The 25,096-nt window shown below is 70.2% G+C and carries 24 protein-coding genes and 1 pseudogene; 11 read left to right on the top strand and 14 right to left on the bottom strand.

Annotation, left to right across the window (positions count from 1 at the left end):
- From QZ500_RS16355 to QZ500_RS16305, 11 genes are all read right to left on the bottom strand, one after another.
- A complete protein-coding gene (locus QZ500_RS16355) occupies positions 1–1,263 on the bottom strand; it encodes a histidine kinase (RefSeq protein ID WP_295856613.1) in 1,263 nt (420 codons plus the stop codon).
- 16 nt (positions 1,264–1,279) lie between these two features.
- Positions 1,280–2,623 carry a type II and III secretion system protein family protein gene (locus tag QZ500_RS16350; protein ID WP_295856612.1) on the bottom strand — a complete coding sequence of 448 codons (1,344 nt, stop codon included), beginning with the start codon at positions 2,621–2,623 and terminating at the stop codon, positions 1,280–1,282.
- Between the two features lie 23 nt (positions 2,624–2,646).
- Positions 2,647–3,546 (bottom strand): Flp pilus assembly protein CpaB, encoded by a 900-nt coding sequence (gene cpaB / locus QZ500_RS16345; RefSeq protein WP_295856611.1) that lies wholly within the window; start codon positions 3,544–3,546, stop codon positions 2,647–2,649.
- A gap of 49 nt (positions 3,547–3,595) precedes the next feature.
- Positions 3,596–4,099 carry a TadE/TadG family type IV pilus assembly protein gene (locus tag QZ500_RS16340; RefSeq protein ID WP_295856610.1) on the bottom strand — a complete coding sequence of 168 codons (504 nt, stop codon included), beginning with the start codon at positions 4,097–4,099 and terminating at the stop codon, positions 3,596–3,598.
- A 17-nt stretch (positions 4,100–4,116) separates the two neighbouring features.
- Positions 4,117–4,641 (bottom strand): A24 family peptidase, encoded by a 525-nt coding sequence (locus QZ500_RS16335; RefSeq protein ID WP_295856609.1) that lies wholly within the window; start codon positions 4,639–4,641, stop codon positions 4,117–4,119.
- Between the two features lie 10 nt (positions 4,642–4,651).
- Positions 4,652–4,822: a Flp family type IVb pilin gene (locus tag QZ500_RS16330; protein ID WP_295856607.1), complete on the bottom strand. Its 171-nt coding sequence runs from the start codon at positions 4,820–4,822 to the stop codon at positions 4,652–4,654.
- Between the two features lie 409 nt (positions 4,823–5,231).
- Positions 5,232–5,963, bottom strand: a complete 732-nt coding sequence (gene mtgA, locus QZ500_RS16325) for a monofunctional biosynthetic peptidoglycan transglycosylase (protein WP_295856676.1) — start codon at positions 5,961–5,963, stop codon at positions 5,232–5,234.
- Between the two features lie 13 nt (positions 5,964–5,976).
- A complete protein-coding gene (aroE, locus tag QZ500_RS16320; RefSeq protein WP_295856606.1) occupies positions 5,977–6,858 on the bottom strand; it encodes a shikimate dehydrogenase in 882 nt (293 codons plus the stop codon).
- Positions 6,848–7,690 carry an energy transducer TonB gene (locus QZ500_RS16315; RefSeq protein WP_295856604.1) on the bottom strand — a complete coding sequence of 281 codons (843 nt, stop codon included), beginning with the start codon at positions 7,688–7,690 and terminating at the stop codon, positions 6,848–6,850. The genes aroE and QZ500_RS16315 overlap by 11 nt, the downstream gene beginning before the upstream one ends.
- Positions 7,691–7,748: 58 nt before the next feature.
- A complete protein-coding gene (locus QZ500_RS16310; protein WP_295856602.1) occupies positions 7,749–9,815 on the bottom strand; it encodes an RNB domain-containing ribonuclease in 2,067 nt (688 codons plus the stop codon).
- Between the two features lie 28 nt (positions 9,816–9,843).
- A complete protein-coding gene (locus tag QZ500_RS16305; RefSeq protein WP_295856601.1) occupies positions 9,844–10,437 on the bottom strand; it encodes a YqiA/YcfP family alpha/beta fold hydrolase in 594 nt (197 codons plus the stop codon).
- Positions 10,438–10,525: 88 nt separating this feature from the next.
- Here QZ500_RS16305 and QZ500_RS16300 point away from each other — a divergent pair, with 88 nt between their 5' ends.
- The 4 genes from QZ500_RS16300 to tldD are packed head-to-tail and all read left to right on the top strand — an operon-like array spanning position 10,526 to position 16,030.
- Entirely contained in the window at positions 10,526–12,106 is a 1,581-nt protein-coding gene (locus QZ500_RS16300; protein ID WP_295856599.1) for an HDOD domain-containing protein, read from the top strand.
- A 24-nt stretch (positions 12,107–12,130) separates the two neighbouring features.
- Complete coding sequence (rodA, locus tag QZ500_RS16295; protein WP_295856597.1) at positions 12,131–13,285, top strand: rod shape-determining protein RodA; 1,155 nt, start codon at positions 12,131–12,133, stop codon at positions 13,283–13,285.
- Complete coding sequence (locus tag QZ500_RS16290) at positions 13,285–14,517, top strand: MFS transporter (protein WP_295856595.1); 1,233 nt, start codon at positions 13,285–13,287, stop codon at positions 14,515–14,517. The genes rodA and QZ500_RS16290 overlap by 1 nt, the downstream gene beginning before the upstream one ends.
- Positions 14,518–14,569: 52 nt before the next feature.
- Positions 14,570–16,030: a metalloprotease TldD gene (gene tldD, locus QZ500_RS16285; protein WP_295856593.1), complete on the top strand. Its 1,461-nt coding sequence runs from the start codon at positions 14,570–14,572 to the stop codon at positions 16,028–16,030.
- A 120-nt stretch (positions 16,031–16,150) separates the two neighbouring features.
- Here the strand turns inward: tldD and QZ500_RS16280 are convergent, their stop codons facing one another.
- On the bottom strand, positions 16,151–17,155 hold the full coding sequence (locus tag QZ500_RS16280) for a hypothetical protein (RefSeq protein WP_295856591.1): 1,005 nt from the start codon (positions 17,153–17,155) through the stop codon (positions 16,151–16,153).
- A 494-nt stretch (positions 17,156–17,649) separates the two neighbouring features.
- On the opposite strand from QZ500_RS16280, the gene QZ500_RS16275 reads away from it, so the two are divergent.
- On the top strand, positions 17,650–18,777 hold the full coding sequence (locus tag QZ500_RS16275; RefSeq protein ID WP_295856589.1) for a 3-deoxy-7-phosphoheptulonate synthase: 1,128 nt from the start codon (positions 17,650–17,652) through the stop codon (positions 18,775–18,777).
- Between the two features lie 42 nt (positions 18,778–18,819).
- On the opposite strand, the gene mpl is transcribed toward QZ500_RS16275, so the two are convergent.
- A complete protein-coding gene (gene mpl / locus QZ500_RS16270) occupies positions 18,820–20,214 on the bottom strand; it encodes a UDP-N-acetylmuramate:L-alanyl-gamma-D-glutamyl-meso-diaminopimelate ligase (protein ID WP_295856587.1) in 1,395 nt (464 codons plus the stop codon).
- Between the two features lie 178 nt (positions 20,215–20,392).
- Between mpl and QZ500_RS16265 the strand changes: the two genes are divergently transcribed.
- The 6 genes and pseudogenes from QZ500_RS16265 to QZ500_RS16240 form a co-directional block, all read left to right on the top strand.
- Positions 20,393–21,001 (top strand): hypothetical protein, encoded by a 609-nt coding sequence (locus tag QZ500_RS16265; protein ID WP_295856585.1) that lies wholly within the window; start codon positions 20,393–20,395, stop codon positions 20,999–21,001.
- On the top strand, positions 20,998–21,576 hold the full coding sequence (locus QZ500_RS16260) for a TlpA disulfide reductase family protein (RefSeq protein WP_295856583.1): 579 nt from the start codon (positions 20,998–21,000) through the stop codon (positions 21,574–21,576). Before QZ500_RS16265 ends, QZ500_RS16260 begins: the two co-directional genes overlap by 4 nt.
- Positions 21,577–21,697: 121 nt before the next feature.
- Positions 21,698–22,156: an acetyl-CoA carboxylase biotin carboxyl carrier protein gene (gene accB / locus QZ500_RS16255; protein WP_295856582.1), complete on the top strand. Its 459-nt coding sequence runs from the start codon at positions 21,698–21,700 to the stop codon at positions 22,154–22,156.
- A gap of 16 nt (positions 22,157–22,172) precedes the next feature.
- A complete protein-coding gene (gene accC / locus QZ500_RS16250; protein ID WP_295856580.1) occupies positions 22,173–23,522 on the top strand; it encodes an acetyl-CoA carboxylase biotin carboxylase subunit in 1,350 nt (449 codons plus the stop codon).
- A 67-nt stretch (positions 23,523–23,589) separates the two neighbouring features.
- Positions 23,590–24,480, top strand: a complete 891-nt coding sequence (prmA, locus tag QZ500_RS16245; RefSeq protein WP_295856578.1) for a 50S ribosomal protein L11 methyltransferase — start codon at positions 23,590–23,592, stop codon at positions 24,478–24,480.
- A 55-nt stretch (positions 24,481–24,535) separates the two neighbouring features.
- A pseudogene (locus tag QZ500_RS16240) lies at positions 24,536–24,640 on the top strand (zinc-ribbon domain-containing protein); the annotation flags it as partial.
- A 92-nt stretch (positions 24,641–24,732) separates the two neighbouring features.
- On the opposite strand, the gene QZ500_RS16235 reads toward QZ500_RS16240, so the two are convergent.
- Positions 24,733–25,096: hypothetical protein (locus QZ500_RS16235; RefSeq protein ID WP_295856680.1), on the bottom strand; the 364-nt coding region annotated here is incomplete at its 5' end.

Here is a 25,096-nt window from a genome sequence, read left to right as displayed (position 1 = left end):
TCAGGTCTTCAGACGACCGAGGATCTGGCCCATGACGCTTTTCCAGTCGCCGTCCGGCGGCGCGGCCGGAACGCCTTGCGCGGCATCGGGCCAGAGCGCGCGGGCCATCTCGTGGACGGTGTGGCCGTACGGGTCGTGGCGCGGGCGCTGCAGCAGCAGTTCGCCGCGGCTGGCGGCCGCGGCCAGCGCGATGCCGCGCGCGGGCAGCACGAAGGCCAGCGGCACGCCGAGCCGTTCGGCGATGTCGCGGGCATCCAGCCCGGCGGTTTTTTCGAAGCGGTTCACCACCAGGCCGAACGTGGTGGTGTCCACGCCCCGGCCCCGCAGCCGTTTGAGCATCGCCGCGGTGGAAACGATGGCGCCGATGCCCTGATCGCAGACCACCCAGACTTTGCGGGCCGCCCGTGCCGTCTGGGAGATGAACTCGGGAATGTTGCAGCCGCCCAGGTCGACGATCTGGTAGGCGAAGAAATCGTTGAACCGCTGCATCAGTGCCGCGGAATCCGAGTGGGAGATCTGCCGGATCTCCGACAGGTTGGCCGGCAGTGGCAGCACGCCGGCGCCGCTCGGGTGCCAGGTGAGGGCGGTCTGCAGCAGGGTGCGGTCGAGCCGGCGCAGGTTGTGCACGCCGTCCACGAAGCTGAAATTGCTCTGCAGGTTCAGGTAGAGCAGCGAATCCCGCTCGGGCACGCCCAGGTCGAGCAGCGTCGCGCCGCGCGGACGGGTGCCCGCCTCGGCCGGCAGGCGGCCCAGCATCTCCTGCAGGGCCACGGTCAGGTGCACCGCCAGCGTCGTCGTGCCCAGGCCCGCGCGGGCGCCGAGCAGCACCAGCCCGGGCCCCGCCTGCCCGGGCTCGGTACGGCGTGCCTGCAGCCGCTGCACCGTCGCAGTGACGTCCAGTTCGCTGCCGGACAGATCGACGAATTCGTCCACGCCGGCGCGCAGGGCCGCGACCACGGTGCCCGGCTGTCCGGTCGTGCCGGCGCCGATCAGCGGCAGCGCCGGCCATTCGCGGCGCAGCGCTGCGACGGTCTCGTCCCACTGGCCGGCACGGGCGTCGCCGAAGTCGAGAAAGACCGCGCGCGGCTGGTGGCGGGCGATGCTCTCGTCGAGGCTCGCGGCGTGCGCGGGCACTGCGATCACGCGGCCGAGGGGCGCCAGCGCACGGCTCAGCCAGGCGATGTGGATCTCGTGGTCCGAGGCGAGGACGTAGCGGGCCTCCGGTGGGGCGGCGGAGGGGCGGGACGGATCGGTGGCGTTCATGGGAGGCAGCGGCCGTTCAGCGCGAGAAGCCCGGCAGGGCCTCGTCGTCCGGTCGACCCAGGAGATAGGAGCGCCAGCCCGGTTCGGCGGTCCGCTCGGCCGCCTGGCCGGGCAGGCGGGCGTCGAGTTCGGTGCCGCGCGCGAGCGGCTTGACCAGCCGCGGCGTCACGACGATCACCAGTTCGGACTCGTTGCGCTGGTAGTTCTGCCGCTTGAAAAAGGCGCCGATTACCGGCAGGTCGCCGAGCAGCGGCACCTGGTCGACGCTCGACAGCGTGCGGCGGCTGACCAGGCCGCCGATCAGGAAACTCTCACCGTCGCCCAGCTCCACCGTGGTGTCGGCGCGCCGGGTCGTGATCGCCGGTACCGACACGCCGTTGAGCGTGACCGCGTTGGTGTAGTCGAGGTCGCTCGCCTCGGGTGCGACCTTCAGCACGATGCGGTCGTCCTCCAGCACCGTCGGCGTTACCGTGAGGCCGATGCCGAAGGACTTGTAACGGATGCTGGTGGTGCCCAGGCCCTGCGGCACCGGCACCGGGATTTCGCCGCCGGCGAGGAAGTTGGCGCTCTGGCCCGACAGGGCGACCAGCGTCGGCTCGGCCAGCACCCGCGCGAGGCCCTGGTTTTCCAGCAGGCCCAGGTTGGCGCCGATGCCGGCCTTTCCGAAATTCAGCAAGAGACCGAAGGCCTGCGCGAACGGCGCGGAAGCATCGGTGGCGATCGCGCCGGCCGGCCCGAAGGTGCTGCTGCGCAGCGACGAGGGCGAGAAGAGCCCGAAGTTGAAGCCGTGGCTGTTGGGCCCGGTGCCGAACAGGTTGATCCCTGCCTGCCGCAGCACGTTGCGGTTGAACTCCACCACCCGCACATCGACCTGCACCGTGTGGCTACGGACCCCGACCTGCATGCGGTCAAGCACCGGGCGGTCCGGCCCCTGTTCGGCGGCGGCGGTCGCCAGCGCCTCGCGGTGTTCCGGCAGGCTGCGCAGCGTGCGGTCGAGCACCAGCACCGGCCGGCGCACCTCCACCACATGTCGCTGCACCGCGCCGCCGCCGCGGGGCCAGAGCAGGACCGTCGTAGCGCCCGGCGCCTTGCCGGTCAGGATCACGTGCGCCGCCGACGATCCGGGCGCCGTACGGCCGAGCGTCACGCCGGCGATCCGGTCGTCGGCCACGGCGATCCGGTCCACGCCGCGCTCCAGCACCAGTGCTTCCTGCGCGCCGACTGCGAGCTCGAGCACGGCATCGGCCGCCTGCGGTCGCGCCGCGCCGTGCCAGGCCAGGACCGCCGCTGCGCAACCGACGAGCAGGGCGGGCCGGCGGAGCCGCAGCAACCGCGGAGCGTGTGAGGCAAAGAAGGCCATCTTCTGTGCAGTTCCTCGGCGGCTCAGTAGGTCACGATATCGCGGCGCTCGCCGCGGAAGATTTCGACGCTTCGGGTCGGCGGTGCCGGTGGCGCGGCCGCCGTGCCGCGGGCCGGTATGGCCATTGACGGCAGGGTCGCCGGCGCAGACGCGGGCAGCGGAATCGATACGTCAGGGCGCGCAGGTACGGCGGCGGCCGTCGCCAGGCCTGCGGGTGCCCGGGCCACGGTCTGCAGGGCCGTGCCCCGGTCGGGCGTCGCCCCGTCGTCGGCCGGGTTGCGCAGCGCGAGCACGACGCGCCCGACGCTGTCACCGAGCGCCAACACCGGCACCTCGTCGGCCGGCACCGCCAGCACAGCGGTGCGCGCCGGTTCGCCGCGGGCGTTGTCGGCCGGCGCATCCACCGACGCCTGGCCGAAGGCCAGCACCCGCCGGCGTGCCGACAGCAGGCGGGTCTGGCTGTCGCCGACCTCGGCGCCGTCGCGCCGCAGCATCACGAGCACATCGACCACGTCGCCCGGCTTGATCCGGTGGCCGGCGGCGCTGGATTCGTCCACCCGCACCGAGACCGCACGCTCGCCCACGGCCAACTGTGCGGCCAGGCCCGAGGCCAGATGGGTTTCCAGGACCGGTGTGCCGGCCGGCAGCGGCTGCATCGCGATCCTGCCGACCGCGGCGGCCGGCGTCGCGAGCGCGCCGGCCAGCGCGACCGGCAGCGATGCCAGCCGCAGGTCGGCGGCTTCCAGCACGCGGCCTGCCGGCACATCCCGCGCGGCCACCAGCAGCGGCACGGCGGGAGCGGCGGCCGCTGCATGGCCGGCCGACGGCGGTTCGGCCGGCCGGCCGAGCATCCAGGCGAAACCCGCCAGCAGCAGGGCGAGCAGCACCAGCAACACCGCGGCCGCCTTGATCACATGGCGCATGGCAGCCGGCCGCCGAAGGGCGGGCAGAGAACGATGCGAAGGGAGGCACTCACAGCAGATGTGCCCGGTTGATCTGGACGACCGACCGGGCCGCCAGGACCGCAGGCGTCGGCAGCGCCAGCAGCGGCCCGAACAGGGGCGGCACCAGCGGATGGGCGCGGTAGTCGTAGCGGGCCGAGACCTCGATGCAGGCGTAGCCCACCGGATCGGCACAGGCCGACGTCACCCGTGCTTCGGGGACGCCGTAGCTGTTCAGCGCCAGCAGCGCCCGGCCGGTCGTGGTCTGGGCCATCCGACGCCGTTCTTCCAGGGCCGCCGCGGCCGCCGCACTGCCCGAGCCGGACACCAGTTGGTAGCGCAATGCCGCACGGGCGCCTTCGGCTGCGGCGAGCGTCAGGGTGTGCTGGGTGGCGAACACGAGGCTGTAGGTGACGATGGCATAGAAGACCAGGAAGAAGACGGGGAAGAGCAGTGCGAATTCGATGGCGGCATTACCGCGCTGTGCACGACGAGCCTTGGCTAACGGCAATTCCAAATAACGTTTTTGGATCATTTATGGGGCCTTCTCTCTCATAAATGAAGGTAAGCCTGCAAAATGGCCCCTGCTGCCAAATAGGCAGCATACGGTATAGGTTTTGGACGCGAAGTTATTTCTGAGCTTTCCATGCCACTTGTGGCATTTGACGGGTGGGGCGAGGCTTGCCGCTCAGCGCCGGAGATAAAATGATGCAGCCACCTCGGGATATCCCTGTGTCTGCATATAAGCCACGCGATTGAATGTGCCGCTGCCATGATTCCAGCGAATATGCTCGACCACAGCAAATGGTGCAGGCCCACCCATAATCCGAGCACGGCTGCTGCCTTCACATCGCCCGCACCCATCCAGCCCCACGCGTAGAAGAGGATCAGCCCGGCAAATCCTGCCAGACTCGCCGCCAGACTGTGTCCAGGCGACAGTCCCCAGGGTTGCCACCCGGGCCACCAGGCGACCACCGCACCGACCGCGCCCGCGAGCACGACCGCATTGGGCACCCGCCGCCGGCGCAGGTCGCCGACGATCACCGTCAGCAGCCAGGCCAGCAGGAACAGGCGCACGTCCGGCCGGTCAGGCGGGGGTCAGGGCGGTGACGATGGTTTGGAACACGGTGCGCAGCGAGGTGCCGACGTTGGTCAGGGTGCCGACCAGCACCACGGCGATCAGGCCGGCGATCAGACCGTATTCGATGGCGGTGGCGCCTTCTTCGGCGCGCCAGAATTTCATGATCGACTGTTTCATCTCAACTCCAGATAATAGAAAAATAACCCAAACGGGCTGAAACCGGGCGCCACCACGGCGCTCGATGCTGTTTCCCCTCACTGCACGGATGCACTGCAGTTCGATAATTTTCTTTTTGCCGGCGTCTGACAACTAATCGATGGGGTCACTCGGTCAAGTCTTGTAAAGATCGTAGCAAGACTTTCGCGTGTGCGTAAACCCCCCAAGTAACCGGGGTTACCATGGAGAAGAGGCCATCGAATAAATGACGAGTATTCGCAACATCTGTGCCGTCACAGCATGATTGCGCCCAAGACTCGGCCAGCTCGGCTTTGCTAATGTAGGATAAGTCTTACTTTCGGCCGCAGCGGGGCGCGAGTGTATAAGGGTTTACCCGTGTGTGCAAGTGCCTGCACACCTGTAAATCAACTCACGGCAACGCGACCGCGCCCATCCGTGCGACCACCACGGCCGTGCGGCCCGCAACGTACGCGGACTGGGGCATCTTCTCGAAGTAGCGCGGTCGCGGCAGCATCACCGCGAGCCGCGCCGCCTCCGCGGGTGACAGGCGTGCCGCAGGCTTGCGGAAATAACGCTGCGACGCCGCCTCCGCCCCGAAGATGCCGTCGCCCCATTCGACGCTGTTGAGGTAGAGCTCCAGGATGCGCTGCTTGTCAAGCAGTGCTTCCAGCAGGAAGGACAGCAGCAGCTCCTGCCCTTTGCGCAGCAAGGTCCGTTCGCCGGAGAGGAACAGGTTCTTCGCCAGCTGCTGGGTGATGGTGGAGCCGCCGTAGACCCGGGGTGGCCGCGCCGGGCCCCGGGCCTGGGCGGCACGGCGTGCTGCCGATTCTTCCGCACGGGTGTTGCGCTGCCAGGCCTTCTCGATCGCCTCCCACTCGACGCCGTCGTGGCTGCGGAAGTCGCTGTCTTCCGATGCGATCACCGCGCGCTTCAACGTATCGGGCAGGGTGGCGTAGGGCACCCACTCCTGGCGCCAGCGGCCGAGGTCGCCGGCCGTGGCGAGCCGGAAGGCCTCGGAGCGCTGGAACGCGGTGGATTGCGGATCGACCGCCGCCATCAGCGCGATGCGCGCGACGAGGAACAGCTGCAGCGCGACCGCCGCGACCGCGACCAGGCCGAGCCAGCGCAGCGCCGCCCTCAGCACGACCGCCGCCTCACGCCGCGGTCGCGGCGAGGTGGGCGCGCAGCTCGCCCAGCACCTGCGCCGAGGGCGGCCGTACGCCGCGCCAGTACAGGAAGGCCTCGGCCGCCTGCTCGACCAGCATGCCCAGGCCGTCGCGGGGCTGGGCGCCGTGGCGCAGCGCCCATGCGAGAAAGACCTGCGCGGCGGGGCCGTACATCATGTCGAGCGCCAGCGCGCCCGGCCGCAGCACGCTCGACGGCACCGGCACCATGCCGCCCGCCAGGCTGCTGGCGGTGGCATTGATCACGATGTCGAAATCGCCCTCCAACGCAGGTTGGGCCTGCGCGACCAGCTCCGTTTCCGATAGCAAGGCCAGCGGCTGGTGGGCCGCGACCAGCTCCACCGCGCGCATGTGGGTCCGGTTGGTGACGATCAGCCGGCCCGGCCGGGCGGCCAGCAGCGGCCCGAGCACGCCCGCGGCGGCACCGCCCGCCCCCACCAGCAGCACCTCGCGCCCGGCGATCGGCAGGCCGAGGTTGCGTTCGATGTCGGCCACCAGGCCGGCGCCGTCGGTGTTGTCGCCGTGGATCTCGCCGTCCTCGAAGCGCAGCGTGTTGGCGGCGCCTGCGATGCGGGCCCGGTCGGTCAGGCGGTCGCACAGCGCGATCGCGTCGAACTTGAACGGCACGGTCACGTTGCAGCCCCGGAAGCCCGCATCCGCTAGGCGCCGGATGCCGTCGGCGAAGCCTTCGAGCGGCAGCAGCTGCGCGCCGTAGGCCACCGGCTCGCCGGTCAGCGCGGCGAAGCGGGCGTGGATCCAGGGCGACCGGCTGTGGGCCACCGGATGGCCGACCACGCAATAGCGGTCGGGCTCGGTCGCGGTCGAAGCGATGGGCGGTGCGTCAGCGGACATTGGCTTCCAGGGTGGCGTCGCGGGTGAATCGGAATCGGGAGACGGTGACCAGCTGGTCGGCCCGGCTGCGCAGCGCCGCGTCGAAGGCGCCGAACGGCCCGGCGCCGCGCACGATCGCCTGGGCGCGCTGGTCGAGCGTCGGGCTGCCGGAGCTCTGCACGATCTCGGTGGCGATCACGCTGCCGTCGTACTGCACGGTGATCGTCATCGTCAGTTCGCCATATAGCTTCTTGCCGCGGGCTTCGGGGAAATGGGTGGTGCCGCGGTCCTCGATGCGGCGGCGCATCTGGTCCTGGTAGAGCGCCTCCACGCCTTCGCGGGCGGCGGGGCTCACATAGCGCTTGCGAGGCCGGGCGTTCTCTTCGTTGATGCGGCGTTCGATCTCGGCCAGCAGCTTGACCAACTGCCGCCGCCGTTCCTCCCGCGCCATCTGCTCGGCCGACTGCGCCGGCTGCTTCGGATCGACCAGCGGCAGCGCGGCCACCTGCTGGCGGATCTGGGTTAGCAGCTGCATCTGCTGCTCCTGCAAGGCATCGACCTGGCGCTGCGCTTCGTCGAAGCTCTCGCCGACGCTGGTGAGCGCCGAATAGGGCAGGGGCGAGGTGGCGCGGCCGGCCTGCGCCTCGCCGCCGCCGGCGAGGTTGGCCTGCGCGACCACCTGGGCACGGTCCGGCGCCTCGTTCGACCGGGCATTGACCAGCACCACTTCCAACGAGGTGTCCTGGAACACCCGGGCGAACGTTTCGGGCGCGCCGAAGCGCAGCGCGAGCAGCCCCGCATGGATAGCGAGCGACACGCCGAGGGCGATCTGGAGCGGGCTGGGGCGGCGCACGGTGCAGGTTCCGTCGGGGCGTCGGTCGGTCGTGGAAGATGGGCGGAGCAGGGAAAGGTCAGGAGGCCGTAGCGGGCGCCGGCTCCTCGGTGACATCGACCGCGATCGCGATCGGGCCGGCCACCGCTTCCTCGTCGTCGCCGGCCTCGTCCTCGGCGCCGGCCGCCGTGTCGGCTTCCAAATCCAGCCGCTCGACCACGGTACCGCCGACGTCGAGCGCGATGTCGTCGATCTCGCCGAGCCGCACCCGCACCCGGGCGCCGCGCGGCAGCGCCTGCGCGCCCAGCACCGGCAGCACCAGCGGCAGGTCGTCGGCCCGTACCAGGAAGCTGCCCGCCGGGCCTTCCTTGATGACCGAGGCGACGATCTCGGCGATGCCGTTCTGCCGCAGGTACTGCAGCGTCCAGAAGCGCTCCATGCCCGCCTGGTAGCCGTTGTATGCGGTGTAGGCGGCGTCGAAGCCCGAGATGATCGAGAACAGTTCGGCGTCCTTCGGCTTGAAGGGCGCGGCCAGCGCGGCGGTGGCGCCGTGGCGGGCCGCCGCGATGATCTGCCACTGGTTGACCAGGTCCACGTAGCGGCGCAGCGGCGAGGTGCTCCAGGCGTAGCTCGGCACGCCGATGCCCGCATGCGGCAGCGCCTTGGTGCCCATGCGCACCTTCATGCCGGGCGCGAGGCTCGCCTGGCTGCGGTAGATGCCGGGGACGCCCAGCTCGCCCAGCCAGACGCCCCAGCTGCTGTTGGCCAGGATCATCGCCTCGGCCACGATCAGGTCGAGCGGCGCGCCGCGCTGGCGGGTGGTGATGCGGACCTGCTCCTGCCCGGTCGGCTCGGCGCCGTCGTTGCCGTCGAGGCGGAAGTTGTAGTCGGGCCGGTTGAAAGTCTCGGGCTTGCCGCGCACGACCTCGCGCTTGGCCTTCAGGTCGCGCGCCAGGCGATATAAAAACGATAGCTGCTTGCGCAGGCCGGACGTGCGCTGGGGCTCGATTTCATGCTGGAAAGCCGGGTCGGTGAGCCACGCTTCGGTCACCACCGCGTCGAGCTGATCGTGGCGCAGGTTGGCGACGATCGGCACCCGTTCGATCTTCGTCTCGCGGCTGCGGATCTCCAGCGTCGCCTCGTCGAAGGTCACGTACAGCGACACCGCCGGCCGGGCCTCGCCCTCGCCCAGCGTGTAGCGCTGCACCACTTCGTCGGGCAGCATGGTGATCTTGTGGCCGGGCATGTAGACGGTGGACAGCCGCTGGCGCGCCACCTGGTCGATCGGGCCGCCCGGTATGAAGGCCAGGCCCGGTGCCGCGATGTGGATGCCGACCGTCACCGCGCCGCTGCCCAGGCCCTGGACCGACAGCGCGTCGTCGATCTCGGTGGTCTGCGAGTCGTCGATGGAGAACGCTTCCACGCCTTCGGCCAGCGGCAGGTCGTCGGCGATGGCCGGCGCCTGCAGGGCCGGAAAGCCCGTGCCCTTGGGGAAGTTGTCGAACAGAAAGCGCTTCCAGTGGAACTGGTAAGCCGACTCGATCGCGCCGGCGCGGCGCAGCAGGTCGAGCGGCGGCGTGTGGGTGGCGCGGGAGGCCTCGACCACCGACTTGTACTCGGGCGCGTTCTTGTCCGGCCTGAACAGGATCTTGTAGAGCTGGTCGCGGATCGGCTGCGGCGCGTCGCCGGCGGCCAGCGCCTGTGCCCAGTCGGCGATCTGCTGCTGCTGGGCCTTCTTCTTCTCGATGCCGGCCAGCGCCTGCTGCACCACCTCGGCCGACGCCTTGCGGAAGCGACCCTTGCCGGCGCGGCGGAAGTAGTGCGGCGCCTCGAACAGGCGCAGCAGCATCGCGGCCTGCTCGACGGTCGTGGCCTGGGCGCTGAAATAGTCGCGCGCCAGCTCGGCGAAGCCGAATTCCTCGTCGGGCGCGAACTCCCAGGCCATTTCCAGCTCGATGGTGGCGGCCAGCGCCTGGGCCTCGGCCAGCAGGGCGGCGGGCTGGGGTTTTTCGAACTTCAGCAGCAGGTGGGTGGCCTTGACCTTGACCCGCTTGCCGGACTCCAGCTCCACCTGGGCGGACGATTCGGCTTCGGAGAGGATGCGGCCGGCGAGGAACTTGCCGGCGTCTTCGAACAGTGCGTACATGGGGCGGCATTGTCCCATTGCCGCACGGCTACCTTGGCAGGTCGAGGAAGTCGCACACCCCGTCGATGTGGCGGTCGAAGTCCGACAGCGCATGGTCGCCGCCCGCCAGCAGCCGCACCGTGCCGCCGGCACAGCGGGCGGCCATCTCGCGCCAGTCAAGCACCTCGTCGCCCTGGGCGATCACCGCATAAAGGCGCGCCGGATCGGTCTGCGGCGGGCTCTCCAGCGCGCGCAGTTCCTCGACGAATTCCGGCCGGAAGTAGAAGCGTTCCTCCGGCGCATGCCAGGTCGTCTGCTCGCCGATGTGGCGCGCCAGGTCGCGTGCGGGATCGACCGCCGGGTTGAGCAGCACCGCCCGTGCGCAGCCGGTGCGGTGCTGCAGCCAGCCGGCATAGAAGCCGCCGAGCGAGGAACCGACCACCGCCGTCCGCTCCGCCGGCCAGCCGGCGATACCGGCCTCGCACAGCGCCATGGCGGCGGCGGGCGAGGGCGGCAGCTGCGGGCACCACCAGGTCACCGCCGGATGCCGCTCGGCGATCCGGGCGGCCATCATCCGGGCCTTGGCGGACTGCGGCGACGAACGGAAGCCGTGCAGGTAGAGCAGGTGGGTGGTGGTCGTCATGGCAGGAAAAAGACAGAAGGGCGCCGGCAGCATCGGCGTCGCGCGCGAACCACGGAAACGCGAGCGGCCCCGCTAGGATCGTCGGTCCATGCCCGATTCTGCTCCGCCTGCCGCCGCCGACCCCGTGCCTTCGCCCCGCGAGGCCGCGCTGCAGGCGCTGCTCCTGCGGATGCGGCACCGCACCGACTTTCCGGCGCTGTCGGAGTCGGTCGCGAGCATCCTGCGCACCGCGGCCTCCGACCGCGAAAGCCTGGCCGACCTGACCCACGAGATCCTGAAGGACGTGGCGCTCACCCAGAAGCTGCTGCGCCTCGTCAACAGCGTGCAGTTCGCCCACTACGGCCAGGGCGCGATCGCCACCGTGTCGCGGGCGGTCAGCCTGGTCGGCTTCAACACGGTGCGCAACATGGCGCTCAGCCTGGTGATGCTCGACCAGATGGAGGACAAGGTGCATGCCCGGCAGATGCAGGAGGAATTCGTCCGGGCGCTGATGGCCGGCGCCGTCGCCACCGAGCTGGCGCCCGGCGTGCACGACGGGGAGGGCGCCTTCCTCGGCGCGATGTTCCAGAACCTCGGGCGGATGCTTGGCTGCTTCTATTTCCAGGACGAGACCGGCCGCATCGCCGCGCTGCAGGACACGCCCGACTTCCCCGGCGGCGAGCCGGCCGCCTCGGCGCAGGTGCTGGGCCTGCCCTACGAGGACCTGGGCGTCGGCGTCGCGCGGGCCTGGGGACTGCCCGATGCGCTGCAGCGAGCCATGCGCCGACCCGACGGCCCGCCGCCGCCCCGGGGCGCCGATGACCCGGTTGAACGGCTGCGCTGGATCGGCGCCGCCGCCAACGACGTGGCGCTGGCGGCGATGGCGGCCGCCGAGGATCGCCCGGCGCTGCTGCGCGAGGCGGCCCGGCGCTACGCGGCCGTCGTGCCCGGCGGCTTGGCCACGCTGGAAAAGGCAGCCCAGGCGGCGCGCGAGAAGACGCTGCGGCTCACCGACGCGATGCAGCTGCAGGTGGAGGCGGGCAGCGCCGCGGCCCGGCTGCTGCAGCCGGAGCCGGCCGCCGACGCCCCGCCGCCCGAATCCCGCACCGTCGAGGAAAAGCGCCGGGCCCTGGCGGCCGCGCGCGCCGCCCGCCATGCGCCGCCGCCGCCCGTGCCGGCCGAGGTGCTGGCCGCCGGCGTGCAGGAGATCGTGGATGCGATGGCCGGCAGCGGCGTCCGCGTCGACGACGTGGTCCGCATGGTGATGGAGACGATGCTGCGCGGCCTCGGCCTGCGCCGGGTGGTGTTCTGCCTGCGCGACGCGAAGACCGACACCATGGCCGGCCGCTTCGCGCTCGGCGAAGGCCACCAGGATGCGTCGCGCCTGCTGCGGTTCCCGCTGGCCGCGTCCGGCGACCTGTTTGCGGCGGTCTGCCGCCGGGGCGGCGACCTGCTGATGGCCGACCTGGCCGACCCCGCGCAGGCCCAGCGCCTGCCCGCCTGGTACCGGGCCGCCTTCGCCGGGACCGGTGCCTTCGTGCTGCTGCCGCTGGTCGCCCGCGGGCAGCCGTTCGCACTGCTCTATGCCGACCACGCGAAGCCCGACGGCATCGTGCTCGACGAGCGCGGCTTCGCCCTGCTGCGCACCCTGCGCAACCAGGCGCTGATGGCCTTCCGGCAGGGCGGCTAGCAGCCCGCGTCCGATAATCGCGGGATGTCCGCCGTTTTCGACAAGCCCTCGTTCCCGAAGCGGCTGATGCCCATGTTCCAGGGCTTCGATTTCCTCCTCGCCTGCGCCGTCCTGCTGCTGTGTGCCGCCGGACTGCTGGCCATGTATTCGTCCGGCTTCGACCACGGCACCCGGTTCATCGACCACGGCCGCAATATGCTGATCGCCGGCGGAATCATGTTCCTGGTGGCGCAGCTGTCGCCGCAGCGGCTGATGTCCTTCGCGCTGCCGCTCTACAGCCTGGGCGTGGCACTGCTGGTGGCGGTGGCGCTGTTCGGCATCACCAAGAAGGGCGCGACCCGCTGGATCAACATCGGCGTGGTGATCCAGCCGAGCGAGCTGCTGAAGATCGCGACCCCGTTGATGCTCGCCTGGTGGTTCCAGAAGCGGGAAGGCCAGCTCCGGCCGCTCGACTTCATCGCCGCCGGCGCGCTGCTGCTGGTGCCGGTCGGCCTGATCATGAAGCAGCCTGACCTGGGCACCGCGCTGCTGGTGCTGGCCGCCGGCCTGTCGGTGATCTTCTTCGCCGGCCTGAGCTGGAAGCTGGTGCTACCGCCGGTGCTGCTGGCGGCCGTCGGCATCGCGCTGATCGTCTGGTACGAGCCCGAGCTGTGCGCGGCCGGCGTGCGCTGGGCGGTGCTGCACGACTACCAGCAGCAGCGCATCTGCACGCTGCTCGACCCGGCCAAGGACCCGCTCGGCAAGGGCTTCCACATCATCCAGGGGATGATCGCCATCGGCTCGGGCGGCATCTGGGGCAAGGGTTTCATGGCCGGCACCCAGACCCACCTCGAGTTCATCCCCGAGCGCACCACCGACTTCATCTTCGCGGCCTTTTCCGAGGAATTCGGCCTCTTGGGCAACGGGCTGCTGATCGTCGGCTTCCTGTTCCTGATCGTGCGCGGCCTGTTCATCGCGGCCGAGGCGCCGACGCTGTTCGCGCGGCTCCTGGCCGGGGCGATGACGATGATCTTCTTCACCTACGCCTTCGTGAACATGGGCATGGTGAGCGGCATCCTGCCGGTGGTGGGCGTGCCGCTGCCCTTCATCAGCTACGGCGGCACCGCGATGGTCACGCTCGGCATGGCGCTGGGCATCCTGATGTCGATCTCCCGGGCGCGCCGCCTGATCCAGACCTGATGGCCGCCGGTACCGGGCCGGCGCTGGCCGCCCTGACCGGCGCGGTCATGCTGAGCCAGTTCTTCCGCAGCTGCCTGGCGGTGATCGCACCCGAACTGCAGCACGACCTGGGCCTGAACGCCGCCGGGTTCGGCGCGCTGTCGTCGGCCTTCTTCGGAGCGTTCGCCCTGATGCAGCTGCCCTGCGGCGTGGCCTTCGACCGCTACGGTGTCGGCCGGCCGACGGCGGTGCTCACGGCCGTCGGCATCGCGGGCGGGGCGCTGTTCGCGCTGGCGCCGAACGGCGGCACGGCGCTGGTCGCGCAGGCGGCGCTGGGCGTGGCCTGCGCGCCGGCCTTCATGGGGCTGCTGCACTACGCGTCCGAGCATCTGGACGAGTCCCGCTTCCACCGGGTCACGGCGGTCACCAACGGGCTGGGCATCCTCGGCGCGCTGGTGGCGGCCGCGCCGCTCGGATGGGCGGCCGCCGCGTTCGGCTGGCGCGCCCCGATCCTCTGCGCCACCGCGGGGCTGGCGGTGGTCTGCATCGCGGTCGCCCGCACACTCCACGACCGGGGGCATGCCGAAGCGCGGGCGGAGTCGCCGGCCGCGGTGCTGCGCTCCTGCGCCGGGCTGCTGCGCATCCGGCCCTTCTGGACGCTGATCCCGCTGTGCATGGCGCTGGCGGCCGGCACCAGCTTCCGCAGCGCCTGGGGCGGGCCGTACTTCGCTTCCGTCTTCGGCCTGGAGACGGTGCAGCGCGGCATCGCGATCAGCCTGGTCACGCTCACCGCCTTCGGCTCGGCCTTCGTGCTGCCGGTGCTGATGCGCCGCTGGTCGCTCAAGACCACGGTGCAGCGCTGGAGCGGCGCGAGCCTGCTGCTCTGCCTGGCGCTGGCGGCCGCGCCGGGGCTGTGGCTGCCGCTCGATCTCGTGCTGCTGGCGGCGATGTGTACCGTCGGCATGCTGCACCCGATGGTGATGTCGCACGGCCGCGAAATGATCGGACCGGCGCTGCGCGGGCGCGGACTGGGGCTGCTCAACAGCTTCGTGTTCCTCGGCTCGGCGGTGGTGTCGGCGGCCTACGGCTGGATCGCCGAGGCGGGCCAGCGGCGCGGCTGGAGCGCTGCCGCGACGTTCGGCTGGATCTTCGTCGCGGCCGCCCTGTGGCTCCTCATGGGCCTCGTCGCCTACCGGCGCAGTCCGGTGGCGCGCGGCCGGCCGACGCCCGAGGACGACGCGGCGGGCGTCTGAGGCGCTGCCCCGACGGTCGGTGCGGCATTGGGCCGCGACCTAGAATCTGCCGATGATCTCCCGCGAACCCACCCTCGAACGCCTGTCGATCGCCCAGCGCCTGCTGCTGGAGCCTTTCGGCCTGGACGAATCCCACCTGACCCGCGCCTTGAACGAGATCCGCGCCCACCAGGTGGACGATGCGGACCTCTACTTCCAGTACACCCGCCACGAAGGCTGGAGCCTGGAGGAGGGCATCGTCAAGACCGGCAGCTTCAGCATCGACCAGGGCGTCGGCGTGCGGGCGGTCAGCGGCGAGAAGACGGCCTTCGCGTACTCCGACGACATCTCCGAGGCATCGCTGCTCGACGCGGCCCGGACTGTGCGGTCGATTTCGTCGGTAGCGCAGGCGGGGCGTGTGAAGGTTGCTCGCAAAAAGATAGCGGGCAGCCGCTCGCTGTACCCGGAACTCGACCCGATCGCCTCGCTGGACAGCAATGCCAAGGTCGCGCTGCTCGGCAAGGTCGAGGCCCGCGCCCGGGCCAAGGATCCGCGCGTCGCCCAGGTCATGGCCGGGCTGGCTGCCGAATACGACGTGGTGCTGGTGGCGCGCGCCGACGGCACGCTGGCCGCCGACGTAAGGCCGCTGGTGCGGCTGTCGGTGACGGTGATCGCCGAGCAGAACGGCCGCCGCGAGGTGGGCTCCGCCGGCGGCGGCGGGCGCTTCGGCCTCGCGTACTTCGACGACGCGCTGATCGGCCAGTATGTGGACGACGCAGTGCGCCAGGCGCTGGTCAACCTCGATTCCCGCCCGGCCCCGGCCGGCGAGATGACGGTGGTGCTCGGCTCCGGCTGGCCCGGCATCCTGCTGCACGAGGCGATCGGCCACGGCCTGGAAGGTGACTTCAACCGCAAGGGCTCGAGCGCCTTCACCGGCAAGATCGGCAAGCGCGTCGCGGCCAAGGGCGTGACGGTGCTCGACGACGGCACCATCGCCGACCGGCGCGGCTCGCTCAACGTCGACGACGAGGGCACCGCCAGCCAGCGCAACGTGCTGATCGAGGACGGCATCCTGCGCGGCTACATCCAGGATTCGATGAACGCCCGCCTGATGGGCGTGCCGGCGACCGGCAACGGCCGCCGCGAGAGCTACGCCCACATCCCGATGCCGCGCATGACCAACACCTACATGCTCGGCGGCGACAAGGATCCGCAGGAGATCGTGGCGAGCATCGAGAAGGGGCTGTACGCCACCAACTTCGGCGGCGGCCAGGTCGACATCACCAGCGGCAAGTTCGTGTTCTCGGCGAGCGAGGCCTACTGGGTCGAGAACGGCAAGATCCAGTACCCGGTGAAGGGCGCGACGATCGTCGGCGCGGGGCCGGAGGCTCTGAAGAAAGTCACGATGATCGGCAACGACATGGCGCTCGACCCGGGCGTCGGCACCTGCGGCAAGGAGGGCCAGAGCGTGCCGGTCGGCGTTGGCCAGCCGACGCTGCGGATCGAAGGGCTGACGGTAGGCGGCACCGCCTGATTCCGCGCGGACGGGGTCACAGCCGTCCGTCGCGTTCCCAAAAAAAAGCCCGGCGGATCTCCGCCGGGCTTTTTCGTTCGGGGGACGCGTTTTTTAGTAGGTCGATTCGGCAGCGCGGGATCAGGCAGCGACGTAGACGTCGCGGCGCTGGCGGCGCAGGCCCAGGGTGCCGGCGAACGCGGCGATCGCAGCGCCGATCAGCAGCACCACCAGCGTGCCCCAGGAGCCCTTGGCGACGCTCTTGGCGGCCTCGGCGCCGGCTTCACGGGCCTTCTGCTCTGCCTGCTCCTTGGCCTGGTCGAACTTGGCCCGGGCCTGGTTGTAGGTCTGCTCGTAGTTGTTGGCGATCTGCTCGGCTTCCGCGCGGCTCTTGCCGGTGCGGGCCACGATGATGTTGACCAGCGCCTCCTTGTCGGCGGCGTTCAGCACCTTCTCGCCGCGCTGGATCACGTTGGCCAGCCAGCCCTTGGCATCGGTGTCGGCGTTCTGCGGCGTGGTCGCGGCGTCGCTGGCGCGGGCTTGGCCGTCCTGTGCGGCGGCTTGCGCCTCGCCCTTCAGGTTTTCCGGTTGCAGCTCGGGCTTGCCGGTCTGGCGCAGCAGCTTTTCCAATTCGCTCTGCAGACTGTTGATGTCGAGCGAAATGCCGGCCTGCTCCAGCTGGCCCTTCACCGCGCCGCCGACCGACGGTGCGGCCGCCGAGAGGCCGGCACCGGCCACCGAACCTGCAGCCGACAGGCCAGCGCGTGCGGTGCTGCCGACGGCGCCCAGGGCGCTGCCGGTGGCGCTGATCACCAAGTACACCGTGACCAGTGTGGTCAGGGCCCAGGCCAGCAGGCCGTGCAAACCGCCCTCGGCGCGGGCCAGATGGCCGGCGAAGTAGCCGCCGACCGCGATCGCGATCAGCGTGGTGACGCCCGCCCAAACGCCGGTGGCGACACCGAAGCCGGCGAACGGATTGCGGTCGCCCATCGGATCGATGGCCGACGCGCCGATCGCCGTGCCGAGCACCGACAGGATCAGGTACACGACCAGCGACAGCACAAAACCGGCGAACACGGCGCCCCAGGAAATGGCGGAATGCCAGGGACGCGGGTCGAGCGGCGCGGCGGGGGAAACGATGGGCATGAAGAACTCCCGAGTGGATGAGAACGTTGTGGTTTTCGACGCCGAACCTGCGTCCGGTGACAACGCGATCCTCCGCGCGCAAGCATCACAAATGGGTTGGAAACATCATTTTTGGGTGTAGGACGCAGCAGGTTGCATCTGTCGGGAACGCGGCGGGTATGTAGGGTTTCTGCTCCGTACGCTGAGCCATCGCAGGACGAATCGACGTCCATTGCGAGCGGATCGGCACGCTTGGCGCCGTTGCGCCTTTGCACCACCGAGGTCCGAAGACCGTCGTAGCGACCGGTCAGCAGCATGTGCGTGTGCTACATTCCTGCGCCATGCCAACCCGCAGCGCCGCCTACTTTTACTTTTGGTTCCGTCCATCCGGCGGACTGAGAGTGCGCGCGTAACGCAGGCACACCGAATCTCAGTAAATACCGCCGGCGCTGCAAAGCCCGGCGGTTTTTCTTTTTCCGGCCCCCGAAACCTTCCCCCGAGCACAGGAGCACACCATGAACGCAGCCCCCACCCAAGCCGCCAGCGAGCCCTGGTATGCGAGCGTCGACAAGACCAGTACGACCGACGACGAACGCATCAAGGACATCACCGTGCTCCCGCCTCCCGAACACCTGATCCGCTTCTTCCCGATCCGCGGCACCCCGGTCGAGTCGCTGATCGCCGGCACCCGCCACGCGATCCACGAGATCATCGCCGGCCGCGACGACCGGCTGCTGGTGGTGATCGGCCCGTGCTCGATCCACGACCCGCACGCGGCACTGGAATACGCCCGCCGCCTGAAGGCCGAGCGCGAGAAGTACGCAGACACGCTGGAGATCGTGATGCGCGTCTACTTCGAGAAGCCGCGCACCACCGTCGGCTGGAAGGGCCTGATCAACGACCCCTACCTCGACGAGAGCTACCGCATCGACGAAGGCCTGCGCATCGCGCGCCAGCTGCTGATCGACATCAACCGCATGGGCCTGCCGGCCGGCAGCGAGTTCCTCGACGTGATCTCGCCGCAGTACATCGGCGACCTGATCAGCTGGGGTGCGATCGGCGCACGCACCACCGAGAGCCAGGTGCACCGCGAGCTGGCCTCGGGCATCTCGGCGCCGATCGGCTTCAAGAACGGCACCGACGGCAACATCCGCATCGCGACCGACGCGATCCAGGCGGCAGCGCGCGGCCACCACTTCCTGTCGGTGCACAAGAACGGTCAGGTCGCGGTCGTGCAGACCGACGGCAACCCCGACTGCCACGTGATCCTGCGCGGCGGCAAGGCGCCCAACTACGACGCGGCGAGCGTCGAGGCTGCCTGCGCCGACCTCGCCAGGGCGGGCCTGCCGGCCACGCTGATGGTCGACTGCAGCCATGCCAACAGCAGCAAGCAGCACGAGCGCCAGCAGGTGGTCGCGCAGGACGTGGCGCAGCAGATCGCGGGCGGTTCGCGCGGCGTGTTCGGCCTGATGGTCGAGAGCCACCTGAACGCCGGCGCCCAGAAGTTCACGCCGGGCAAGGACGACGCCGGCGGCCTGGAATACGGCAAGAGCATCACCGACGCCTGCCTCGGATGGGACACGTCGCTCGAGACGCTGCAGGTGCTGTCGGACGCCGTGGCGGCCCGCCGCGCACGCGGTTAAGAAGAAAAGCGGCGCTCGCGCCCGTACGACGGGCGCGAGCAGCTATCGATTAGATAGCGCGGCGAGAGCGTCCAGTAGCCGGCCGTGGATGCCCCCGAAGCCGCCGTTGCTCATGCAGACCACCCGGTCGCCCGGCTGCGCCGCCGCGACGACCTGGTCGACCAGCGTGGCGATGTCCGGCGCCGTACGGGCCCGGTCGCCCATCGGGGCGAGCGCGGCCGCCGCATCCCAGTCGAGGCCGCCGGTGTGGCAGAACGCGAGGTCCGCGGCCTCCAGGCTCCACGGCAGCTGCGACGCCATGGTGCCCAGCTTCATCGTGTTGCTGCGCGGCTCGAACACCGCCAGGATGCGACCGGTGCCACCGCCTGCGCGGGTCGTGTCGCGGCGCAGGCCGTCGAGCGTGGTGCGGATCGCGGTCGGGTGGTGCGCGAAATCGTCGAACACCTGCACGCCGGCCGCCGTGCCGCGCAGCTCCATCCGCCGGCGCACGTTGCGGAACCGGCCGAGCGCCGCCGCTGCGACAGCCGGTGCGACGCCCACATGTTCGGCCGCGGCGATCGCCGCCAGCGCGTTCCACTGATTGTGCACGCCGGTGAGATCCCAGGCCACCCGCGCGACCGGCTGCCCGTCCTGCAATACCTCGAAAGCACCGGGCTCGCCCCGGGCCGCAAAGTCGCTGCCCGCAGGGCCGAAGCGGCGCAGCGCACTCCAGCAGCCTTGCTGCAGCACCCGGTCGATGCTCGCCTCCGCGCCGTTGGCGATCACCCGGCCGCTCGCCGGCACGGTGCGCAGCAGGTGGTGGAACTGCCGCTCGATCGCCGCGAGGTCGTCGAAGATGTCGGCGTGGTCGTATTCCAGGTTGTTGAGCACGGCGGTGCGCGGCCGGTAGTGCACGAACTTGCTGCGCTTGTCGAAGAAGGCGGTGTCGTATTCGTCGGCTTCAATCACGAAGAATGTCCCGCAGCCGAGGCGCGCCGACACGTCGAAGTTCTGCGGCACGCCGCCGATCAGGAAGCCGGGCGCAAGGCCGGCGTCTTCCAGGATCCAGGCGAGCATTGAGCTGGTCGTCGTCTTGCCGTGGGTGCCGGCGACGGCCAGGACATGGCGGCCCTGCAGCACATGCTCGGCGAGCCACTGCGGGCCGCTGGTATAGGGCGCGCCGGCATCGAGGATCGCCTCCATCAGCGGGAACTTGGGAGTCCCGTCGGGTTGGCGCGCCCGGCTCACCACGTTGCCGACGACGAACATGTCGGGCTCCAGGTCGAGCTGCTCGGCGCCGAAGCCTTCGATCAGGTCGATGCCGAGCGCGCGCAACTGGTCGCTCATCGGCGGGTAGACGCCGGCGTCGCAGCCGGTGACACGGTGGCCGGCCTCGCGGGCCAGTGCGGCGAGGCCGCCCATGAAGGTGCCGCAGATGCCGAGGATGTGGATGTGCATCGCGCGATTCTAAAAGCCGGTCCGGCAGAGGGTATTCGGATCCCGAGAGGCTTCCGGCGACCGTCCTACTTGCGCAGATAGCTATCAAATCCATAGCGGACGCCAAGGGCGTGGTGCGCCGTCACACACGCAGGCAGGGCAGGGCGCGACAATCGGGGGCCGACCGCAGAGGACCGCCATGGACACCCTGAAATCCGAAGTCGCCGCCACCGCCGCCCGCCTGGTGGTCGAAGAAGGCCTGGAGTACGGCGCCGCCAAGCGGCGGGCGGTCAAGCAGCTCGGCCTGCCCGCACGCTCGGCGCTGCCCGACAACGATGCGGTCGAGGACGCGGTGCGGGAGTACATCGCGCTGTTCTGCGCCGATACCCAGCCGGCCGAACTGCGCGCCCTGCGCGAGGTGGCGCTGGTCTGGATGGAGCGCATGCGCGAATTCCGCCCGCACCTGGGCGGGGCGGTCTGGCACGGCACCGCGACGCGGCTGTCGGACGTCTATATCCAGCTGTTCTGCGACGACTGCAAGTCCGCCGAGATCGCGCTGATCGACCACCACGTGGACTACGAACCGCAGACCGTCACCGGCTTCCACGGCGAGCCGGTCGAGGCCCTGACGGTGCCGGGCCGCTCGCAGGCCCTGGGCGAGGTGGTCGGCGTGCATCTGCTGGTCTACGATCTGGACGATCTGCGCGGCGCGCTGCGGCCCGACAGCCGCGGCCGTACGCCGCGCGGCGACACTGCTGCGGTGCGCGCGCTGCTCGCCGATCCTTCTTCCTCCGACGCCTCACGATGACCGAACCCCAACTGCCCGCATCCCCTTCCGCCACCGTCCGGCCGCCGACCCGCCGTTGGCTGGTGGGCGGCATCGGCGTGGCGGCCGCGGTCGCCGGGGCCGGCTGGGCATGGCGCGGGCGGCAGCCGGGCGGTGCCGAGGGCGCATCCGCCGACGTGCTCTGGCAGCAGGCCTTCGAGACGCCGACAGGGGTGCCCTTCGACCTCGCGGCGCTGCGCGGCCGGCCGGTTATCGTGAATTTCTGGGCGACCTGGTGCCCGCCCTGCGTGGAGGAAATGCCGCTGCTCGACCGCTTCCACCGTGCCCAGCCGCCGGGCGGCTGGCAGGTGCTGGGGGTGGCGGTGGACCAGCCGTCGGCGGTCCGCCGGTTCCTGGAGCGCACGCCGGTCGCCTTCCCGATCGCGATGGCGGGGCTGCAGGGGACTGACCTGTCGAAGGCGCTCGGCAACGGCGCCGGCGGGCTGCCGTTCTCGGTGGCCGTGTCGGGCGAGGGGATGGTGCTGCACCGTAGAATCGGCCAGCTGTCGGAAGGCGATCTGGCCGGATGGACAGGCGGGACTCACAAGGGCGCTTGATCCCGTTTCCTTGTTTTCGAGGGAATTCCCGGCATTTGTCCAAAAATGGGCGATGTAATCCGTTTCTGCGGTACATTCGCGGCCTGTTTTTTACAAGCATCTCACGGATGCCCCGGCCACCATGGATCTGCGCAAACTCAAGACCCTGATCGACCTCGTGTCGGAGTCGAACGTCTCCGAACTGGAAATCACCGAAGCCGAAGGCAAGGTCCGGATCGTGAAGGGTGGCGGCGTGGTGGTGCAGCAGTTCGTGCCGGCCCCCGCCGTCGCACAGGCACCGGCCGCGGCCGTGCCAGCGGCGGCACCCGCAGCCGCCAGCACACCGGCCGTGCCGGACGTACCCACAGGCCATGTCGTCAAGTCGCCGATGGTCGGCACCCTGTACCACGCGTCGAGCCCGGGCGCCAAGGCGTTCGTCGAGGTCGGCAGCCAGGTCAAGGAAGGCGACACGATCTGCATCATCGAGGCGATGAAGATCTTGAACGAGATCGAAGCCGACAAGTCCGGCACCATCACCCAGATCCTGGCCGAGAACGGCCAAGCCGTCGAATACGGCCAGCCGCTGTTCCTCATCGCCTGACGACGGGCTGCGCTTCATGTTCAAGAAGATACTCGTCGCCAACCGCGGAGAAATCGCGCTGCGTGTCCAGCGTGCCTGCCGCGAAATGGGCGTCACCGCGGTCATGGTCTATTCCGAGGCCGACCGCGACGCCAAGTACGTCAAGCTCGCCGAAGAGGCGGTCTGCATCGGCCCGGCTCCCTCCGCGCTGTCCTACCTCAACATGCCGGCGATCATCTCGGCCGCCGAAGTCACCGACGCCGAGGCGATCCACCCCGGCTACGGCTTCCTGTCGGAGAACGCCAACTTCGCCGAACGGGTGGAGAAGAGCGGCTTCCAGTTCATCGGCCCGACACCCGAATCGATCCGCATCATGGGCGACAAGGTCTCGGCCAAGCTCGCGATGCTGAAGGCCGGCGTGCCCTGCGTGCCGGGTTCCGAAGGCGAACTGCCCGACAACCCGGTGGAGATCCGCCGCATCGCCAAGTCGATCGGCTATCCGGTGATCATCAAGGCGGCCGGCGGCGGTGGTGGCCGCGGCATGCGGGTGGTGCACACCGAGGCGGCCCTGGTCAACGCGGTGCAGATGACCAAGGCGGAGGCCGGCGCAGCCTTCAACAATCCGGCGGTCTACATGGAGAAGTTCCTCCAGAACCCCCGCCACATCGAGATCCAGGTGCTCGCCGACAAGCACCGCAACGCGGTCTACCTGGGCGAGCGAGACTGCTCCATGCAGCGCCGCCACCAGAAGGTGATCGAGGAAGCACCGGCGCCGGGCATCCCGCGCAAGCTGATCGAGCGCATCGGCGACCGCTGCGTCGCCGCCTGCAAGAAGATCGGCTATCGCGGCGCCGGCACCTTCGAGTTCCTCTACGAGAACGGCGAGTTCTATTTCATCGAGATGAACACCCGCGTGCAGGTGGAGCATCCGGTGACCGAGCTGATCACCGGCGTCGACATCGTGAAGACGCAGATCATGGTGGCGGCCGGCGAGAAGCTGCCCTTCACCCAGCGCGACATCGTGCTGCGCGGCCATGCGATCGAATGCCGGGTCAACGCCGAGGACCCGTACAAGTTCACGCCGTCGCCGGGCCGCATCACCACCTGGCATGCGCCGGGCGGGCCGGGGGTGCGGGTCGATTCGCACGCCTACAGCAACTACTTCGTGCCGCCCAACTACGACTCGATGATCGGCAAGCTGATCACCCACGGCGACACCCGCGAGCAGGCGATCGCCCGGATGCGCACCGCGCTGCTGGAGACGGTGGTGGAGGGCATCAGCACCAACATCCCGCTGCACCGCGAGCTGATGCTGGACGCCCGGTTCCAGGAGGGCGGCACCAACATCCACTACCTCGAGGAATGGCTCGCGCACCACAAGCGCTGATGCCTCTGCCGGCCTTCGGGCCGGTTTTGGTTTTTGTGCTGCGGCACGCCTGCGGAAGCCCCCGTCCATGTTCGAACTCCGTCTGCTGGTCCCCGAGACCCGCATCGAATCCGTCAGCGATGCGCTCGAAGCGCTCGATGCCTTGTCCGTCAGCGTCGAGGATGCGGATGCCCAGACCGATGCCGAACAGGCGCTCTTTGGAGAGCCGGGCATGCCGCCGCCCAAGGACGGCTGGCAGCGGTCGCGCGTGATCGCCCTGTTCGCCGACGAGGCGGCGGCGCGGGAAGCGGCCGTGCTGCTCGGCGCGCAGGACTTCTTCGAAGGCTGCGAGATGCTGGAGTGCGCGCCGGTGGCCGACCAGGACTGGGTGCGGCTCACGCAGTCGCAGTTCGCGCCGGTCGAGATCACGCCCGCGTTCTGGATCGTGCCGACCTGGCACGAGCCGCCGGCGGCGGCCCGCCAGGTGATCCGGCTCGATCCGGGCCTCGCCTTCGGCACCGGCACCCATCCGACCACGCGGATGTGCCTGCGCTGGATCGCGCAACAGCCGGCCGGCGCGCTCGGCCGCACGCTGGACTACGGCTGCGGCTCCGGCATCCTCGCGATCGGCGCGGCGCTGCACGGCGCAGAGCCGATCGACGCGGTGGACATCGACGAGGCGGCGGTCGAATCGACCCGGCTGAACGCCGAGGCCAACCAGGCCCGCCTGCAGGCCGGCCTGCCGGACCGCGCGCAGGGCGCCTATGCGACCGTACTGGCCAACATCCTCGCCACGCCGCTGAAAGTGCTGGCGCCGCTGCTCTGCAGCCATGTGGCATCGGGTGGCGCCCTGGTGCTCGCCGGCATTCTGTCCCGGCAGGCCGAGGAACTGCAGGCCGCCTACGCACCCTACCTGGCAATCGAGGTGGCGGACGAGGAAGACGGCTGGATCCTGATGACCGGCCGCCGACCGGGCTGAGCCGGCGCCCGGCGCGCGTTCGACCGCCCGGGCCGCTCCCTACAATCGGTGGCGCATGAGCCTCATCACCAGCTGCCCTTCCTGCGGGACGATGTTCAAGGTCGTCCCCGATCAGCTCAGGATCTCCGAGGGGTGGGTCCGGTGCGGCCGCTGTGCCGAGGTGTTCGACGCGTCGCGCCAACTGCACGACGAGGCCGCTGCATCGGCCGCGGGGGCTATGCGGCCGGCGACACCGCCGGTCCCGGCACCGCCTCAGCCGACGCCGCAGACGACGCCGCGGACAGCCGCAGGCGCTCCGGCCGCCACGCCATCGCGCGTTGTGCCGTCCGCCGCGTCGATCGGTGGGTCAGGATCGTCGGGGGAAACGCGGCCACTCCCGCCAATGCCACCGCGCAACGGCGCATCCGTCTCGATTCCGCCACCCGTGCCGCGTCCGCCCCTGGCGTCGGAAGAAGAACCGGGTGCGGCCGTCTGGCGGCGCCGTTCGCCGGCGGCGCAGGCGGTGCTGCATACCGTACCCCACACCTTGCGGTCCGAACCGCCGCCAGCGGACTTATCGCCTACATCCCCGCCTGTCGACCCCGTGTCCCCAACGGACCGCTCGACCGACGCCTCC

Origin of the sequence: uncultured Xylophilus sp. (assembly GCA_913776965.1) — a bacterium.
Taxonomy (GTDB): domain Bacteria; phylum Pseudomonadota; class Gammaproteobacteria; order Burkholderiales; family Burkholderiaceae_C; genus Xylophilus.
This window is presented reverse-complemented; position numbering and strand designations above follow the sequence as displayed.